We start from the raw sequence: 18,929 nt of genomic DNA, 5'->3' as shown, positions 1-18,929 counted from the left end.
AACATGAAGCAACTACTTTATATAACTATTATACTGTGTTTGGTTGGCTCCCCGTTCAGTGCTTGCCGTAAAACATATGAAAGCGTTCCGCTGGGGCAGCAAATAACGCTTGACCTGGCCTTTGACACCCGCGATTCGCTGGGCAAGCAGGCCATGACCTATCTGCTCACTACTTACCAGCAGGCTTTTTATAATGGCCATAACAGAATTGGTGGCAATTACCTGGATGCTGCTTCGGATGATGCGGTTGCTTCGGCTTCCGGCATTCCGGCAGTACAGGCAATGGCTACGGGCGCTTATTCGGCTACGCTTACCAATGCAGATGATATGTGGTCGCGTAATTATACCGCTATTCGAAATGCCACTGTGTTTATCGTATATATTAACCGCGTGCCCATGATTGAGAAGCTGCCCAACGGCCAGCCAGCCCGGGCCGCCTATCGCAGCGAAGCCCGCTTTTTAAGGGCCTGGTTGTATTTTCAATTAGTGAAGCGGTATGGCGGGGTCCCCCTGTTGGGTGATTCCATTCGCCAGATAACAGAGGACGTGCAGCTGCCGCGTGCCTCCTTTAGTGATTGTATAAATTATATTGTCACCGAGTGTGATAATATAAAAGACAGTCTTCGCACCGCCGCTATGGTTACTGCCAACACCTATGGACGTATTACAAAAGGGGCGGCTATGGCTTTAAAAGCGGAAGCGTTGTTGTACGCTGCAAGTCCCTTGTTTAATGGAGGCAATGTGGAAACAGGCAATGTGCTCACCGGTTATCCCGCTTATGATATAAACCGCTGGAAGCTGGCAGCCGATGCTGCCAAAGCAATCATAGATGAGGGCGCCTATAAATTGATGCCCAACTTCAACGACGTATTTATTACCCAGGCAGCGCCGGTTGGCCCCAATACTGAGGTCATTTGCTGGATGCAGGTAGGTACGCCCGACAATAGGGTAGAACAGTCGAATGCACCGGTAGGTTATACTTCTGCCGGTGGTAACGGTGCTACCAGTCCCACCCAAAACCTGGTAGATGCTTTTGCTTCCGATTCAGGATATGCCATCACCGATCCGGCAGCCCATTATAATACAAATGACCCCTACGCGCACAGAGACCCCAGACTGGCCATGACCGTCTTTCACAATGGCTCTGTATGGCTGAACAGATCTGTACAAACGTATAACAATGGGCTCGACAAACCAGGTGGTACAGTGCAACAAACAAAAACTTCGTACTACCTGCGCAAATTCATGGGCGCTTTTGAAAATGTAAGTAACAACCCGCCTTCTTATTCCGGAACTTATCACGATTGGGTGTATTACCGGTATGCCGGTGTGCTGTTGAATTATGCAGAAGCTCTCAATGAGTTTTCGGGCCCCTCAACGGAGGTATATAATGTGTTGTATGCCCTGAGGAAAAGGGCCGGTATTTTAACCGATGCCAGCAATACCTATGGCGTGCCAGCCGGGATGGGCCAGCAGGAGATGCGCACCTTTATTCGCAATGAACGGCGGGTAGAAATGGCATTTGAAGAACAACGTTATTGGGACATCAGGCGGTGGAAAATAGCAGCGACGGCGTATAATAATGCACCCTTGCGTGGACTTGATCTGCAACTCTCCAGCAGCGGACAGCTTTTTTACAATCCAATTTCCGTGCTTAAAACTGTTTTCCGCGATCCGCAGATGTACCTGTATCCCGTTCCTTATAGTGAAGTGATCAAGAACAACCAAATGCAGCAAAACCCGCTTTGGTAAAAACAAACCAATACTAACAACTTAACTTCTTTATATGAACAAGCTCATAGTTCTTTTTACAATAGCTGTTCTTTTATTGCCGCTTCTTGCCGATGCCCAGGGAAAAGTGGTAACGGGTACGGTAAAAGATGCCAATGGCCCATTGGCGGGAGCAACCATCACAGAAAAACAGGAAACGCGCAATGCGGTGGCTGCGGATAGCCGCGGGCATTTCAGGATCGCCTTACATGGAACTTCCGACGTGCTTATTATTTCCTACCTGAATTATCAGCAACAGGAAGTGAACGTTAAAAAGGAAAGTAATGTGGAGGTGATCATGCAGCAGTCGGTACAGGGCCTGGATGAAATGGTGGTAGTGGGTTTTGGTAAAAAGAAGCGTATTACGAACACTGGGGCCGTTAGTTCCATTAATGCCAGTGAAATACGCGATGTGCCCACTTCCAGTGTACAAAATGCATTAGCCGGTAAGCTGCCTGGTTTTTTTACCCAGCAGCGTTCGGGTCAGCCGGGTAAAGACGCCTCGGATTATTTTATTCGTGGTGTCAGTTCCCTGAACCCCGACGGCAACCAGCCTTTAATTGTGGTGGATGATATTCAATATACCTATGCACAACTGGCGCAGATAAATGTAAATGAAATTGAAAGCATTTCTATTCTGAAAGATGCCAGCACCACCGCCATTTACGGAATTAAAGGCGCGAATGGAGTATTGGTGGTCACTACACGCAGAGGCGCAGCAGGAAAACCAACCTTTAATGTGCGGATGGAAGGTGGTGCCCAGGCGCCGGTAAGGACCCCAAAGTTCCTTGATTCCTATCATACGGCACAACTGGTGAACGAGGCGTATACCAATGACGGCCTCAACCCATTATTCAGCCAGGCTGACCTGGATGCGTTTCAAACAGGTAATGATCCGTATGGCCATCCTAATGTGAACTGGTATAAAGAGATCAACCGGCCCTATTCGATGCAGGGGAATGCCAACCTGGATATCTCAGGTGGCACCAGCCATGTGAAGTATTTTATTTCCGGCGGCGCCTTTACCCAAAACGGCAGTGTAAGGAACTTTTCTTCCAATGCTGATGGCGTTAACAGCAACTATTTTTACAAACGCTACAATGCCCGCTCGAACCTCGACATCCAGGCAACAAAGAACCTTACGCTGCGGCTGGACGCTACCGTACGTTTTGGCGATATAAACCAGCCGTATGCCATGAATGTGATCAGCAATATTTACGACTTCTCCAAAATACATCCTTATTCGGCGCCTTTTATTAATCCGGATGGCAGTTGGGCCTATGCCTATGATACGCAAAACCAGTTGCCAACTATCAATGCACAACTGGCCACGCAGGGGTATAAACGCGATCGCCGTACCGACTATAACGTATTGTTGGGTTTTACCGAAAAGCTGGATGATATTACCCGCGGCCTGTCGCTCATAGGCCGGGTGGCCTATGCCAGTGTGGAGCAGAACAACCTCACCTTGTTCAGGCCCTTCCCGCCAAGCTATCATTATGATCCGCGGGATGGCAGTTATCACCTGAATACAGGGGTAAGCACCGGTGGCTATACCTATGGCACTTACAGAACACTGGGCAATACCGATCTTGATAACCAGCGTACCAACGTGCAGATCTATCTGAATTATGATCGCGTATTTGGGAGCGATCACCATTTTTCCGGATTGTTCTTATGGAACCAGGAAAGTTACCGTGTGGATGTAGATAATACAGGTTTTTTTCCGATTGTAGGCCAGGTGCCGCATAAATACCGCGGCTATTCATTAAAGATAGGGTACGACTACAAACAAAAATACCTGATCGATTTTAACGGTGCATACAATGGGTCAGACCGTTTTCAGGCCGACAAACGAAATGGCTTCTTCCCCGCAGTAGGCGTGGGCTGGAACATAGCGAAAGAAGAATTTTTCGACAACCTGTTACCTGCTGTAAGCCTGTTTAAAGTACGCGGTACTTATGGCGTAGTGGGCTCTGATGTGGCCCCGGGCAATCAATATCTCTACAACCAGATCTACAACCAGGGCGTGGGGTATAGCTTTGGACAAACCAACCAGGGGGCCGGTACTATATATGAAGGGGCTCTGGGTAACAACAATGTTACCTGGGAAAAGGCAAGGAAGTTTGATGTGGGCCTGGATGTGAACCTGTTCAATGATAAAGTGACCTTGTCGGCCGATTATTTTCATGAGCATCGCTATGATCAGTTGGTAACGCCCGGCAATACGCCGCTGATATTGGGTATAGGCGTTTCACCAACCAACGTGGGTATTACCAGGAACAGCGGTTGGGAGGAAACCTTTAACTACCACGACAAAGTAGGGAACGTACAATACAGTGTAGGATTGGTATGGTCGTATGCAAAGAATAAGATCCTGTATATGGCAGAAGCGTCGCCCCGGTTTCCCTGGCTCGCAAAGACCGGACAATCCATCAATCAGCCACAAGGCTATTTATTCAATGGGTTCTATAATGAAACAGACGTTGCCGACCCTAAGGTGGCCAAGCCGGTTGGGGCGGGAACTATTCAACCCGGTGATCTGAAATACAAAGACCTGAATGGAGATGGTATTATTGATCAGAATGATATTACCAACATTGGAAAACCTAACCTGCCCAATACCACCATCGGATTGCCGATAAAGATCGGGTACAAAGGTTTTGATGCCAGTGTGCTTTTCCAGGGCGCCTTTGGTTATAGTCTGGGTCTTACGGGTACTGCTATTGAACCATTCAAAGGGCAGTTTCAACCGCTGCATGAAAAACGGTGGACGCCCGCCACGGCGGCTTCTGCTGCGTTCCCCAGGCTTACCAGCAACCCCACTACTATTAACAGCCCGGGTGCTTACAACTCCGATTTCTGGGTGATCAATGCACACTATATCCGGCTTAAAACAGTGGAGCTAAGTTATATTTTACCACGCCGGTGGTTGCCCTTACGAATGAATAATGGCCGTTTGTACCTGAGTGCGTATAACCTCGCTACCTGGAGTAATGTTAGCAAAAAATACCAGGCCGACCCTGAGGTAGCCAGCAATACAGCGGGTGATGCCTACCTGGCGCAACGCGTGGTGAATATTGGTTTGCAGCTTGGATTTTAGCTGTAAACCATAAGCTTCAAGCCTCAAGCCTTAAGCTTCAGGCCATCGCGGCCAGGTTGCATTTGCTTAGAATGCTGCCTGCCTTTTTGCTTGCCGCTTGTAGCTTGTAGTTGCCCTAATTCGAAGGACAAAAATTTAATCTTTCGGTCAATATTATATGAACAAAAAGAAACAGTATTTAATGGCGTCCCTGTTGTTAACAACCTTATCAGGCGCTGGGCAGTTGTCACGTCAACCAGTATCCTATGTAAACCCGTTTATTGGTGCCAGCACCAGTATTGATAAAGCAGGCGCCAGTCATGGGTTAGGAAAAACATTTCCCGGTGCTACTACGCCTTATGGCATGGTGCAGGTGAGCCCTAATACGATAACAGGCGGCGACAACGGCTCAGGGTATAGCTATGAACATACTTCCATTGAAGGGTTTGCTTTTACGCAACTCAGCGGTATTGGCTGGTATGGCGACCTGGGTAATTTTCTGGTAATGCCAACGACAGGGGTATTAAAAACATCGGCCGGCCGGCCCGGGCATGAAGCAGAAGGCTATCGTTCGGGTTTTGCCAAAACATCGGAAGCGGCAAGCCCCGGTTATTACAAAGTTGAATTATCAAAATACCGGGTAAAGGCAGAAATGACGGCCGCACCACACAGTGGGATGCTGCGTTTTACCTTTCCGGCAAATGACCGCTCGCGCATCCAGATCGATCTGGCCCGACGGGTAGGGGGAACTTCCACCGAACAATATGTACGGGTAGTGGATGAACATACTATTGAAGGCTGGATGAAGTGCACCCCCGCAGGCGGTGGCTGGGGGAATGGCGAAGGCCATGCCGACTATACTGTATACTTCTATGCACAGTTTAGTAAACCCTTAAAACAATATGGGGTATGGAATGCCGCTATCCCTGACGATTGGACCCGCAAAAGAGAAGATCTCGAAAGCCAGCGTTACCAGCAGCGGATTGCGGAAGCTGCCACCAACGGTATTACCAAACAACCAAAGGAGCAACAGGGCAAACACCTGGGTTTCTTTACCGAGTTTACCACCAAAGAAAACGAGCAGGTGCTGATGAAAGCCGGTATTTCCTTTACCGATGTGGCGCATGCGAAAATGAACCTGCAGCAGGAGATCACTGGCTGGGACTTTGACAAAACACATACAAAAGCGCGTGCACAATGGGAGCAGGCATTGGAGAAAATAAAAATTGAAGGCGGCACCGAAGAAGAAAGATCGGTTTTTTATACGGCCTTATATCATACCATGATCGATCCCCGCACGGCATCGGATGTAGATGGTGCCTATACCGGGGGGGATGGAAAGATCCATACCGGAGGGGTTGGGCAAAACCGCAGGACCGTCTTCAGCGGCTGGGATGTATTCAGAAGCCAGATGCCCTTGCAAACCATAATAAATCCGTCGTTGGTGAACGATTTGATACGTTCATTGACCGACCTGGCCGATGAGACCGGCCGGCATTATTTTGAACGCTGGGAATTATTGAATGCCTATTCAGGCTGTATGATCGGTAACCCGGCTGTGTCGGTACTGGCCGATGCGTATGCCAAAGGCATCAGGAACTATGATATGACGAAAGCGTATGCCTATGCGCGCAATAGCTGCGAACGATTTGGGAATGGCGATAAGGGCTGGACCCTCAGCACCGAGCCAGAAGATAACCGTCGTAATTCCTATGGCAATTCGCCATTCCCTATTTCCAATACACTTGAGAACGCCTATTCAGAATGGTGTTTGTCGCGCCTGGCAGCAGCATTGGGGAAAAAGGAAGATGAATTGAAATATGCGCAACGGGCGTTGAGTTATAAAAATGTATTTGACGCCTCCAAAAACTGGTTCCGGCCACGGAAGGAAGATGGGAGTTGGGAAGACTGGCCAGCTGAAGGCCGGTTGAAACAATTCTATGGTACCGTGGAAAGCAATCCTTATCAGCAAGGCTGGTTTGTTCCGCATGATGTACCGGGCATGGTAAAACTGATGGGTGGCCGCGACAGCGTGATCGCCGACCTGCTGCATTTCTTTAACAATGCCCCCGCAGACCTTTTATGGAACGATTATTATAACCATGCCAATGAACCGGTACACCATGTTCCTTTTCTCTTTAACCGGTTGGGCGCGCCCTGGCTAACGCAGGAATGGAGCCGCAAAATATGCGCCCGCGCGTATCACAATAAAGTAGAAGGATTGGTGGGTAATGAAGACGTTGGGCAAATGTCGGCCTGGTATGTGCTGGCCGCTGCAGGTATTCATCCGGTTTGTCCGGGCGATACGCGGTACGAGATCACCAGTCCGGTGTTTACAAAAATTGAATTACAGCTTGATCCGCAATATGCAAAAGGCAAGACCTTTACGGTGATAGCCAAAAATAACAGTACAAAGAACGTATACATTCAGCGGGCCTGGCTGAATGGAAAGCCGTACGCTGCATGCTTTATCGATCATGCCGATATAGCAGCAGGCGGGGTACTGGAACTGGAGATGGGACCTGCCCCCAACAACCATTGGGGTGTTGAAGCAAACGACGACCTGGTGAAATACGCCAATACACTGCAGGGAACGGCTTCCGATTTTGGCCTCAGTTACGGGAATACGTATCCTACCACCGCGCTTCCATTTAGTATGAATGCCTGGAGCCCGCAAACGGGGAAGAATGGCGATGGCTGGAAATACCAATACGGCGCTACCTCCATCCGTGGTTTTGGTCAAACCCATCAATGCAGTCCCTGGGTGAATGATTATGCCGTGTTTACCCTAATGCCCCTTGCCGGTACGTTGGAAGTAGATGAGAACAAAAGAGCCGCGGCCTTTCATCATGAAAATGAGACCGGCCGGCCTGATTATTATAAAGTAACGTTCGATAATGGCATTACTACTGAAATTACTCCGGTAGAACGTGGTGCAGCCATGCGATTTTCTTATCCGCAAACTGGAGAGGGCTACCTGGTGCTGGATGGCTATACGCAACTAAGCGAAGTGAATATCGACGCCAGTCACCACCGCATTACCGGCTGGGTGAACAATGCCCGTTGGGTACCTGCCAAATTCCGCAATTATTTTGTGCTCGAATTTGATCAGCCCTTTGTTAGTTACGGGACCTGGGAGAACGAAAAAAATACCGTTTTTAAAGACAGTGTTTACAAAGAAGGCAAAGGCGCTGGCGCCTGGTTGCAATTTCCAAAAGGGGCGGTGGTGCAGGTAAAGATCGCCTCTTCCTATATCAGTCCCGAACAGGCGATCACTACCTTGCAACGGGAGTTGGGGGCGTACGCCGGTTTCGACGATACCCGCCGCGCGGCGCAACAGGTATGGAACAAACTGTTTCACCGCATATTGGTAGAAGGCGGAACGGAAGAACAAAAAGCTACTTTCTATTCCTGTTTGTTCAGGGCCAACCTTTTTTCGCACCAGTTCTTCGAATATAACGAACAGGGACAACCTGTTTATTACAGTCCATATGACGGTGCCATTCACAATGGTTATATGTATACCGATAATGGTTTCTGGGATACCTTTCGTTCTCAGTTTCCGCTCAATACCATTTTGCACCCTACCATGGAAGGCCAGTATATGCAGGCCCTGTTGGCAGCGCAGCAACAATGTGGCTGGCTGCCTGCCTGGTCATTTCCTTCCGAAACAGGGGGAATGCTGGGTAACCATGCCATCTCGCTGTTAACGGATGCATGGGTAAAAGACATTCGATCCTTTAGCGCCGATTCAGCACTAAAAGCTTATTATCATGAAGCCACCAATAAAGGTCCCTGGGGCGGCGCCAATGGGCGCCAGGGCTGGAAGGATTATTTCCAGTTGGGTTATGTAACCTATCCCGAATCGCAGGGATCCACCGCGCAAACGCTGGAATATGCCTATGACGACTTTTGCGCCTGGCAGTTGGCCACCAAAACGGGCAACCGGTTCTATACAAACGTGTTTGCCCGCCAGCTATATAATTACCGGAATGTATTTGATCCTGCTACCAATTTTATGCGTGGCCGGCAAACAAATGGTCAATGGGCGCCGCAATTCGATCCGCTCGATTGGGGAGGTCCTTATACCGAAGGCAATGCCTGGCATTATACCTGGTCTGTTTTTCACGATGTGCAGGGACTGATCAACCTGATGGGGGGCGAGCAAAAATTCACCGCCAAACTCGACTCGGTATTTTCTCTTCCCAATACCATAAAGCCCGGTACCTATGGCGGCGTTATTCATGAAATGAAAGAAATGCAGTTGGCCAACATGGGGCAGTACGCGCATGGCAACCAGCCCATTCAACATATGATCTACCTGTACAATTACGCCCGGCAGCCCTGGAAGGCGCAGGCGCATGTAAGGGCCGTGATGGACCGTTTGTACAATGCTACAGAAAAAGGTTTTCCCGGCGATGAAGACCAGGGGGGCATGTCATCGTGGTATGTGCTGAGTGCATTGGGTATCTATGCAGTATGCCCCGGTACGGACCAGTATGTGATCGGCAGTCCGCTGTTTCCCAAAGTGACCATTACCCTGGAAAATGGAAAGCAATTTATTATAGAGGCAAAAAACAACAGTGCCAGTAACGTCTACATAGCAAACGCCACCCTGAACGGAAAGGTGTATACGCATAACTGGATCACCCATGCCGACATCGTCAAAGGCGGTGTTTTACATTTTGAGATGAGCAATAAACCGGCCACCGGGCGCGGTATTTTGAACGCTGATAAACCGTTTTCTTTAACAACAAAATAGGATGGCTAGTTTTTATTTACGAATGGCAGGCGGTCTTTTATTATTGACCGCTTTAACAACAACAGCACAGGAAAAGATCGATCTCAATAGTTCACCCCGCATACAATGGAAATTGATGCCGCAGGCGGAGATAGGCCGGGACAGTGTGCCCGCTTTTAAGGAAGGATATGATACCAAACGTTGGGTGCCCGCCGTGGTGCCCGGTTGTGTGTTTACTTCTTATGTGCAGGCTGGTTTGGAAAAGGACCCCAATTTCGGTGATAATATATACCAGGTTGATCAGCAAAAATACAATCGAAATTTCTGGTACCGCACCGAGTTTGCCAGTCCGGCAATAGGATCTGGTACTATTTGCCGGCTTCATTTCAAAGGCATCAACCGAAAGGGCGAAGTCTTTTTCAATGGAGTAAGGGTAGGCGTGCTGGATGGATTTATGGAAAGAGGCGATTTTGATGTAACGAAATTGCTGTCCTCATCGGGGAAAAATGTACTGGCAGTACTGGTATCCTGGCCGGGCAAACCCATCGCCAATCATGCCAGCCCAACCTATATCTCCAGCGATGGCTGGGATTGGATGCCATCTGTTCCCGGTTTGTTACAAGGTATAGTAAGCGATGTGTACCTGTCGGTTTCCCGTGGGGTTGTTATTTCCGATCCGTGGGTACGCACAGACCTGCCGTCAAAAAGCGAAGCCGTTTTGTCACTGAACCTGGGTTTGAACAATTTAAGTGACAAACCAGATTCCGGTGAATTGACAGCTGTTATCCAACCGGGAAATATCGTTGTTAAGCAATCCGTACATCTGGGTGCCGGAGAACATTCGGAGCTACAATTCAATGCCGGTAAGTTTTCGCAGCTCCAGATAAAAGAACCGTTGTTGTGGTGGCCAAATGGTTATGGCGATCCAAACTTATATACCTGTACTATTAAATATACTGCGGGGGGCAGGGTTTCCGACAGCCAGCGGGTGCAATTCGGCATCCGGAAATACAGTTACGATACGACAGGCGGTGTGTTCCATATCCGGATCAATGGAGAAAAAGTATATGTGCGTGGTGGCAACTGGGGCATGAGTGAGTACCTGCTGCGTTGCCGTGGCAGTGAATACGACATAAAAGTAAAGCTGCACCGGGAGATGAATCTTAATATGATCCGCAACTGGATAGGTTCTGTAACCGACGAGGAGCTGTACGATGCCTGCGATAAATATGGCATTATGATCTGGGATGATTTCTGGTTGAACTCACATCCCAATTTGCCCCATGACGTTTACGCATTTAATAAAAATGCGGTTGAAAAAATAAAGCGGTTGCGGAACCATCCTTCCATTGCCGTTTGGTGTGGCGATAATGAAGGTTATCCGTTACCACCTTTGAATGGCTGGCTGCGGGAAAATGTAACAACCTTTGATGGCGGCGATCGCTGGTATCAGCCGAACTCGCATTCCGATGCATTGACAGGCAGCGGCCCCTGGACCAATTTTCATCCCAACTGGTACTTTACAAAGTACCCGGGTGGTTTTGGTGGAAATGCAGGCTGGGGTTTTCGTACGGAAATAGGAACGGCGGTGTTCACCACCTATGAGAGCTTTAAGAAATTTATGCCTGACGCTGACGCCTGGCCCCGATCAACCATGTGGGATAAACATTTCTTTGGCAGGTCGGCTACCAATGCCGGACCCGATAACTACGACGCTGCAGTGAAAAGTTATGGTACGCCAACGGGTATTGAAGATTATTGCCGCAAGGCGCAACTGGTAAATATAGAAACGAACAAGGCTTTATATGAAGGCTGGCAGCATCACATGTGGAATGATGCCTCGGGCGTAATGACCTGGATGAGCCAGTCGGCCTACCCCTCGTTTGTATGGCAGACCTACGATTATTATTATGACCTCACCGGTGCTTATTGGGGCGTAAAAAAGGCAGGTGAGCCGCTGCATATACAATGGAGCTATGCTGATAATTCGGTAAAGGTGATCAACACCACGCTGAAAAACCGGCCAGGACTAAAGGCGGAAGCGATCATCTATGATCTCAATGGCCGGGTGCAAACAAAGTATGGTAAAACCGTAACAATAGATGCTCCATCGGACACCATTACTTCCTGTTTTGATCTTAACTTCAGTACAGAAAATATTGCGTATAAGAAAACTGCGGTGGCCTCTTCCGGAGCGGTGGAAGCGCCGGATGCTGCCGCCATTACAGATGGCAACAGCGGTTCCCGATGGAGCAGTGGGTATTCAGATAACGAATGGGTATATGTTGACCTGGGTGTTGAACAAACCATAAAAACAGTGGCATTGAATTGGGAAGCCGCCTATGCCAGCGCTTATAAAATACAGGTGTCGAACGATGCGGTGCACTGGACAGATGTATACAGCACCAGCGAGGGCCGGGGTGGGGTAGAACAGGTTGCATTGACGCCGGTAAAAGCACGCTTTGTAAAAATGCAGGGACTGCGGCGGGCTACTGACTTTGGTTATTCGCTGTACGACCTGGAAGTATACAGCATCAACCGGCCGACCCTTACTGAAGTACAATTTATAAAATTGTTGCTCACCGATGAACAGGGGAAATTAGTGTCGGATAATTTTTACTGGCGCAGCAATAAACTGGCCGACTACACCGCCCTGAGCAAACTGCCAAAAGCAACACTGAAGTATGAGTCGAAGCTGACGAACAGAAATGGAAAGGCGGTCATTGAAGTGACGGTGAGTAACCCAACTGCTCCTGTTGCCTTTGCCATCCGGGTACAGGCAATAAGAACAAGCGACGGTGAGCGATTGTTGCCTGCCCTTATGAATGATAACTATTTTACCTTGTTCAAAGGTGAGCGTAAAAAGATTGAGATTGAATTTGATGCTGCCCTGTTACAGGGCGGCGGTTATAAACTAATTGTGGAACCCTATAATAAGTAGCCATGAAAAAAGTATTGATGACCTTGCTGGGTGTTTGTTTTTATCCGGTAATGGTGTGGGCCAGCAACGGTAAGGATCAGCCGGATTTTCAACTGGGCAGCGGTTTGCAGGACAGCATGGTGGTGCAACAGAACCGGCCATTGACCATCTGGGGCAAAGCACCGGCCGGCAAGTCATTATCTATCCAGGCCGACTGGATGGATTCGCCGGTATTGGTAAAAGCGGCTCCCGGTGGAGATTTCTTATGCATGGTGCCTGTTCCGGCTGTGCAGCCTGGTGATTACACCCCGCATCGGATTGATGTAACGGATGGTGCGGCAGCAATTACCTTACACAATGTATTGATAGGTGAATTATGGTTATGCAGTGGGCAGTCGAACATGCAATTCAGCATGAAAGAAGTGGTGGACGCCAACAATGAAGTGGCGGCAGCCAACCATCCCAATTTGCGGCTGTTAAACGTTGGACTGAACTTCAGCGCCACACCCTATGATTCTTTTTCAGGCAAATGGACGGCTTGCCGTCCGGCCACGGTAAAAGATTTCAGCGGCGTGGGGTATTACTTTGGCCGTGAGCTGCAACAAAAACTGAACGTACCGGTAGGGATCATCTTTTCCGGTATTGGCGCTTCTGCCGCGCAGGCCTATGTACCACAACCCGTGCTGGCGGCAGATACTATGCTGTACCGGGTATACCTGCAACCTTATTTGAACAGTCCCAGATCAAAAGAGAAAATAGATGGCGGCTTTAGCTTTGAAAAAGTAACCCGGCCCTTCTTGTTATACAACGCGCTTATTTACCCGTTGCGGCATTTCAATATCCGGGGTGTTTGCTGGTACCAGGGCGAAGCCAACCGGAAAGAACGCGAGCCCTATACAAAGCTTACCCAAACCCTGATACAAAGCTGGCGGCAAACCTTCGGTCAAAATGAGCTGCCCTTCTATTATGTACAGGTGGCACCTTACTTTCTGGAAATGGAAGATCCAACGCTGGCTGATTATGCCTTCTTTCGCGAAGCGCAGGAAAAGGTTGCCACGCTGAACAATACGGCCATGGTCACCACCATTGATGTGGGCGAAGCAAAGAACCTGCACCCGCATAATAAAAAGCCCATTGGCATCAGGCTGGCAAAAACGGCCTTGAACCGTACGTACGGGCAATTGAATGTTGTTTGGCGTGGGCCGCAATACCAGCATATGGAAGTAACTGGCAAAAAAGCCATTATTCATTTTGAACGGGGTACCACAACAGGTGGATTACAAACCGATGACGGCAGCGCGCCGAAATTCTTTCTCATCGCTGGTGCCGATCAGCAATTCTATCCGGCCGAAGCGACCATCGATGGTTCTACCATTATTGTGTGGAGTGATAAAGTAAAAAAGCCGGTAGCGGTGCGATATGCATTTACCAATTATGCAGTTACCTCCTTACATAACAGGGAAGGTTGGCCTGTAATTCCTTTTCGCACTGATGACTGGACAGAACCAGCGCCAAAAACAAATTAATGAAGCAACTACTGGTCCCGATATTATTGTTTTTTGTTTTGAAGGGTGCAGCGCAAACCGCCTGGTTTATCGATGGCTATCATGGGGGGATTTATGGACATATTCCACCATGGCAAACCAAATTCATGGTGGAAAAACTGGCACAGTACCCCGAGTGGAAAATTAACCTGGAGCTGGAACCCGAATCGTGGGACAGCATTGCCGTGCACGATGCAGCAAACTACGCGGCATTTCAAAAGCTGATGACCGATCAGTCGGTCAATGCCCGTATCGAATATGTTAACCCGGCATACGGCCAGGCGTATATGTATAATATTTCCGGTGAAAGTATGATCCGGCAGTTTTATTATGGAATGAAAAAACTGCGGCAGCATTTTCCGGCTATTCAGTTTACCACTTATTCATCGGAGGAGCCTTGTTTTACCAGCGCTTTACCGCAGGTCTTACGCTCATATGGATTCCGGTATGCGTCCCTGAAAAACCCCAATACGTGTTGGGGCGGTTATACCCGCGCCTTTGGCGGCGAATTGGTGAACTGGACCGGTCCGGATGGCACTTCTATACTCACTGTACCACGATATGAAATAGAAGCCTTCAAACCACATTCCATTTGGGAAACCATTGCTTCAGGCAACAGCAGGGAGTATGTACAAAAGGCGTTTGCCTATGGCATTCAACATCCGGTAGGCATGTGTTTACAGGATGCCGGTTGGTCCTTTGGTCCCTGGTTAAAGGGCGCCAATGAAACCGGCAGCAATGGCGTGTATGCACCAACGAAGTATACTACCTGGCGGGGATATTTCGAGAAGATCGGGAACAAAGAAGCCAAAAGCTGGCGGTTCTCCCAGGAGGATGTGCAGGTAGGACTGATGTGGGGTGCCCAGGTATTACAGCGGATCGCACAGGCCGTGCGCCATTCAGAGAATACGATGGTGCAGGCAGAAAAGCTGGCGGCCATGGCAACAATATGGACAGGTGCAACCTGGCCTGCCAATAGTTTCAATGACGCCTGGAGAACGTTGTTATTATCACAGCACCACGATTGCTGGATAGTTCCCTACAATGGAAAGAAAAACGATACCTGGGCCGATAAAGTGGTTAAATGGACGGGTTTCACCAATCATATAAGCGATAGCATAACACAAACCGCCACCCGGCAACTGTCGGGCAGTGCGGGTGCCTATGTGCGCGTATTCAATACCACGGCTGTGGAGCGGGATGAGTTGGTGCGCTATGGCGATCAGTTGTTCCGCGCCAAAGTGCCACCGATGGGGTATGTAAGTTATAAACTAAATGCCCTGCCGTTGGTAAAAGGCGCCGTTGTAACCAAACTGGAAAATGGGGTGTACCAGGTAGAAACGGATCTGTACCGGCTGTTAATTGACCCGGCAAAGGGCGGTACCATTACCAGCTGGGTAGCAAAACAATTAAGCAACAAAGAGTTTATAGAACCAGGAAATCGGTTGAATGAACTGCGTGGTAACTTTTACAACAACGGCGGCATGCAATCCAGTGCCGATAAAGTCGCTGAAGTGGAAGTGTTGGAGAATGGTGCGGCGGAAATAAAACTGGCCATAAAGGGCAGCATAGCCGGTACTCCCTTTACACAAACGATTACAGTACAACAAGGACAAGCCCGGGTGGATATCCATTTAAAAATAGATTGGAAAGACAATCCCGCCATCGGCGAATATTATGACGAACCCAAAGATACTCAGGTTAGAAAAGCGTATTACGACGATCGGTTCAAACTGCTGGCTTTGTTCCCGGTTGATCTTTCCAGTCAAAAAATAGTAAAGAATGCGCCGTTTGACGTGACCCAAAGCAAACTCAACAATACTTTTTACAATCGTTGGGATAGCATCAAGAACAATGTGTTGTTGAACTGGGTGGATGTGGAGGACGGAAAAGGGGAGTACGGCCTGGCATTATTCACCGATCATACCACCAGTTATACGCATGGAGAAAATTTTCCGCTGGGGCTGACCATACAGTATTCTGGCAATGGCATCTTTTATCGCAATTACACGCTGGATGGCCCTACCGAAATACATTATGCCTTACTACCGCATAAGGGTACCTGGGACCAGGCTGGTTGTTGGGCAGAAGGCACAAAATGGAATGAGCCGCTAATAGTCACCACTGCTACCGGTGAAGGGCAGCGCTCGTTGTTGCAAACGGAGCAGGGGATAGAAGTCTCTTCTATAACTTCAGTCAGTAATGCAACGTTGGTACGATTGTTCAATGCCGACGCCAAAAGCCCGGTGGTGAAAGTTTATCTGGGCTTTAGCGCCAAAAGGGCTGTGCAGGTAGAGCTAGATGGCCGCCTGATAAAGACCTTATCCATTCATACCGATAAAACAGGACGTAAATGGGTGGAAATGCCCATGCCTCGATTTGCAATACGAACCATAAAATTTGAACATGTATAAAAAGATTGTTTTCCCCTTACTCGTTGCAGCGCTCTCGTCAACCGATCTGATGGCCCAGGTACAACCGCTGACGCCCTTTCAGGCGGGTGAGCGGGCCTGTTTTGTAGGCAACAGTATTACAGAAGCAGGGTATTATGAGTCGTACGTATGGTTGTATTACATGCTTCATTTTCCGGGTCGCAGGATCACCGTGTACAATTGTGGGATCGGAGGCGACAGGGCCCAAAACATCCTGGGCCGCATCGATGCCGATGTACTGGCAAAAAAGCCCACTACCATTTGTGTGACCTTTGGCATGAACGACAGCGGTTATTTTGAATACCTATCGGGTAATGGCGATTCAACCGGAAGGAAAAGAGCGCAGGAAAGCCAACGCTATTTTGATACCATTGCGCAGAAATTAAAAGCGTATACGCCTGCAAAGAAGATCATGATCACTTCTTCGTTGTACGATGAAACGATGAAGAACCCAAAGAATTATTTTCCAAAGAAAAGCCTGTCCATGAATGCCATTGCAGCCTTTCAGGAAAAAGCAGCGCAGGACAATCATTGGGGTTTTGTTGACTTTCTGCATCCCATGACGGAGATAACCCTGCGGGAGCAACGCAAAGATTCCGCTTTTACCCTCACCAGTTCTGATCGCATACATCCCGGTAATGCCGGACATTTTGTAATGGCCTGGTTGTTTTTAAAACAACAGGGGCTGGCAGGTAAACCCGTGGCCGATGTAGCCATCGATGCCACTGCCCGCAAAGTGCAGCGTGCTGACAATTGCCAGCTTTCGGGCCTGTCCATAACACCCGGTGAGGTGCGGGTCGATTACCTGGCCAATTCCTTACCCTTTCCGCAAGATACCGTTTCGCGCATGTGGGAGAACCCCCAGCGGCAGGCCGATGCGTTACGTGTAATTCCCTTTACGGAAGAAATGAACCGCGAAATGCTGACCGTGCATGGGCTGGACAATGGTAATTATGCTGTTACCATAGATGGCAAACCGATTGGTAACTGGACTGGCGGGCAGCTAGGCGCCGGTATAAACCTGGCGTTGGTGAACACTACTCCGCAATACGATCAGGCCATGACGGTGTTGTTGTTGAATGAGGAGCGCATGGCCCTGGAATCAAAGCTACGCGCATATTACTGGCTTCAGTTCAATTATCTTAAGGAGATAGGCATGCAATTTAACGATAACAAAGTGGCAATGGATTCTGTAGCGTCAAGAGCAACGAGGGATTGGGCAGTGGCTTCAAAGCGGGATAACTATCGCGCAGCGCGTTATGCAGCGGTGCGGGCCAGCTGGCAACGGCAAATAGATGCATTGGTAAATGAGATCTATATTCTTAACCAGCCAAAGAAACATACCATCAGAATAGTAAAGACCAGTTAAAAGAAGATCCTTTCGCCAACGTTACCGTGTTTGGAGCGGAAGTCTTTTGGCGTAAGTCCTTTTTGACGTTTGAAGGTGCGGTTGAAATTGGAAATATTGGTAAAGCCACAGGCAGTGGCGATCTCTGCAATAGAATCTTTTGTGTCTATCAATAAACGGGCGGCATGACCCAGGCGAATGTCGTTCAGGAAATCAACAAAGTTTACGCCTGTTTTTGTTTTAAAGAACCGGCTGAATGCAGTCTCGGCCATGTTTACCAGCGTGGCCGCTTCTGCCAGCCGTACGGGGCGGTTAAAGTTGGCGTTCATGAACTCGATCAGTTTTTCCATTCGAACGCTATCCATATAAATATAATCGGCATTATAGATCTTTTCCCCTGAAAGCCAACGGGAACCGGGTGCTATGGACAGTTCGTTCAAAATGATCATCAGTTCCACTACCGAATCGAAACCGGTTTTATGTTCCAGTGCTTTCAGGCGGGGCGCTATCTGTTGAATAGTTTCTTTTGAGAACAGGATCCCTTTGATGGATTGTTCAAACAGTTCCCGGATAGAAGTAAGTTGTGTTCTTTTAAGCAGGGTTTCAGGAAACAGGTCGCGGTGAAATTGAATGGTAAGCTCAAAGATCTTATCACTCTGGCATTTGTGGGTGAACCAGGCATGTGGAATATTAGGGCCCACCAATACCAGTTCCAGGTCATCGATCTCTTCCATACTATCGCCCACCACCCGCTTTACGCCTTTGGCATTTTCAATAAAGTTCAACTCATATTCTTCATGAAAATGCAATGGGAAATCAAATTCCGTTTTATACCTGGCAAACAACGAGAAGCAGTCTGACTTGGTCAAAGGGGGCGCTTCTTTGAGAATTGACTTGGACATACAACTAAGTTAATACAATCCCCGAAACCATGGTTATTTTCTTTGGCATTGGAACATGTCCTGAGCGGAGTCGAAGGACTTGCACGCCAACCTAGCGGAGTCGAGGGGCATTTCTCTGATTTCAAGTTCGATACAGGTATTGTACCTGTAAATATATCAATTCGTTTGTAAGTGGGATATGTGTTAGCGT

At 48.6% G+C, this 18,929-nt stretch carries 8 protein-coding genes; 7 read left to right on the top strand and 1 reads right to left on the bottom strand.

Annotation, left to right across the window (positions count from 1 at the left end; genetic code table 11):
* The first annotated feature begins 3 nt into the window (after positions 1-3).
* The 7 genes from J7I42_RS19395 to J7I42_RS19365 all read left to right on the top strand — a co-directional run bounded on the left by J7I42_RS19395 (position 4) and on the right by J7I42_RS19365 (position 17,858).
* Positions 4-1,752 (top strand): RagB/SusD family nutrient uptake outer membrane protein, encoded by a 1,749-nt coding sequence (locus J7I42_RS19395; RefSeq protein WP_209140505.1) that lies wholly within the window; start codon positions 4-6, stop codon positions 1,750-1,752.
* 34 nt (positions 1,753-1,786) lie between these two features.
* The gene (locus J7I42_RS19390) at positions 1,787-4,873 is read left to right on the top strand and encodes a SusC/RagA family TonB-linked outer membrane protein (RefSeq protein WP_209140504.1); all 3,087 of its coding nucleotides are present in this window, start codon (positions 1,787-1,789) and stop codon (positions 4,871-4,873) included.
* A gap of 157 nt (positions 4,874-5,030) precedes the next feature.
* Positions 5,031-9,614, top strand: a complete 4,584-nt coding sequence (locus tag J7I42_RS19385) for a GH92 family glycosyl hydrolase (protein ID WP_209140503.1) — start codon at positions 5,031-5,033, stop codon at positions 9,612-9,614.
* 1 nt (position 9,615) lies between these two features.
* Entirely contained in the window at positions 9,616-12,534 is a 2,919-nt protein-coding gene (locus tag J7I42_RS19380) for a discoidin domain-containing protein (RefSeq protein WP_209140502.1), read from the top strand.
* A 2-nt stretch (positions 12,535-12,536) separates the two neighbouring features.
* Positions 12,537-14,039 carry a sialate O-acetylesterase gene (locus J7I42_RS19375; RefSeq protein WP_209140501.1) on the top strand — a complete coding sequence of 501 codons (1,503 nt, stop codon included), beginning with the start codon at positions 12,537-12,539 and terminating at the stop codon, positions 14,037-14,039.
* Positions 14,039-16,471, top strand: a complete 2,433-nt coding sequence (locus J7I42_RS19370; RefSeq protein WP_209140500.1) for a glycoside hydrolase family 38 C-terminal domain-containing protein — start codon at positions 14,039-14,041, stop codon at positions 16,469-16,471. The genes J7I42_RS19375 and J7I42_RS19370 overlap by 1 nt, the downstream gene beginning before the upstream one ends.
* Positions 16,464-17,858, top strand: coding sequence for an SGNH/GDSL hydrolase family protein (locus J7I42_RS19365; RefSeq protein ID WP_209140499.1), 1,395 nt, complete (start codon positions 16,464-16,466; stop codon positions 17,856-17,858). Before J7I42_RS19370 ends, J7I42_RS19365 begins: the two co-directional genes overlap by 8 nt.
* Here the strand turns inward: J7I42_RS19365 and J7I42_RS19360 are convergent.
* A complete protein-coding gene (locus tag J7I42_RS19360) occupies positions 17,855-18,739 on the bottom strand; it encodes a helix-turn-helix domain-containing protein (protein WP_209140498.1) in 885 nt (294 codons plus the stop codon). The two genes, J7I42_RS19365 and J7I42_RS19360, sit on opposite strands and share 4 nt — an antisense overlap.
* Positions 18,740-18,929: the final 190 nt, after the last annotated feature.

It is taken from the genome of Niastella soli (assembly GCF_017742245.1).
GTDB classification, from domain to species: Bacteria; Bacteroidota; Bacteroidia; order Chitinophagales; family Chitinophagaceae; genus Niastella; species Niastella soli.
The sequence above is the reverse complement of the archived record's forward strand: the minus strand, read 5'-3'. Positions and strand labels throughout refer to the sequence as shown.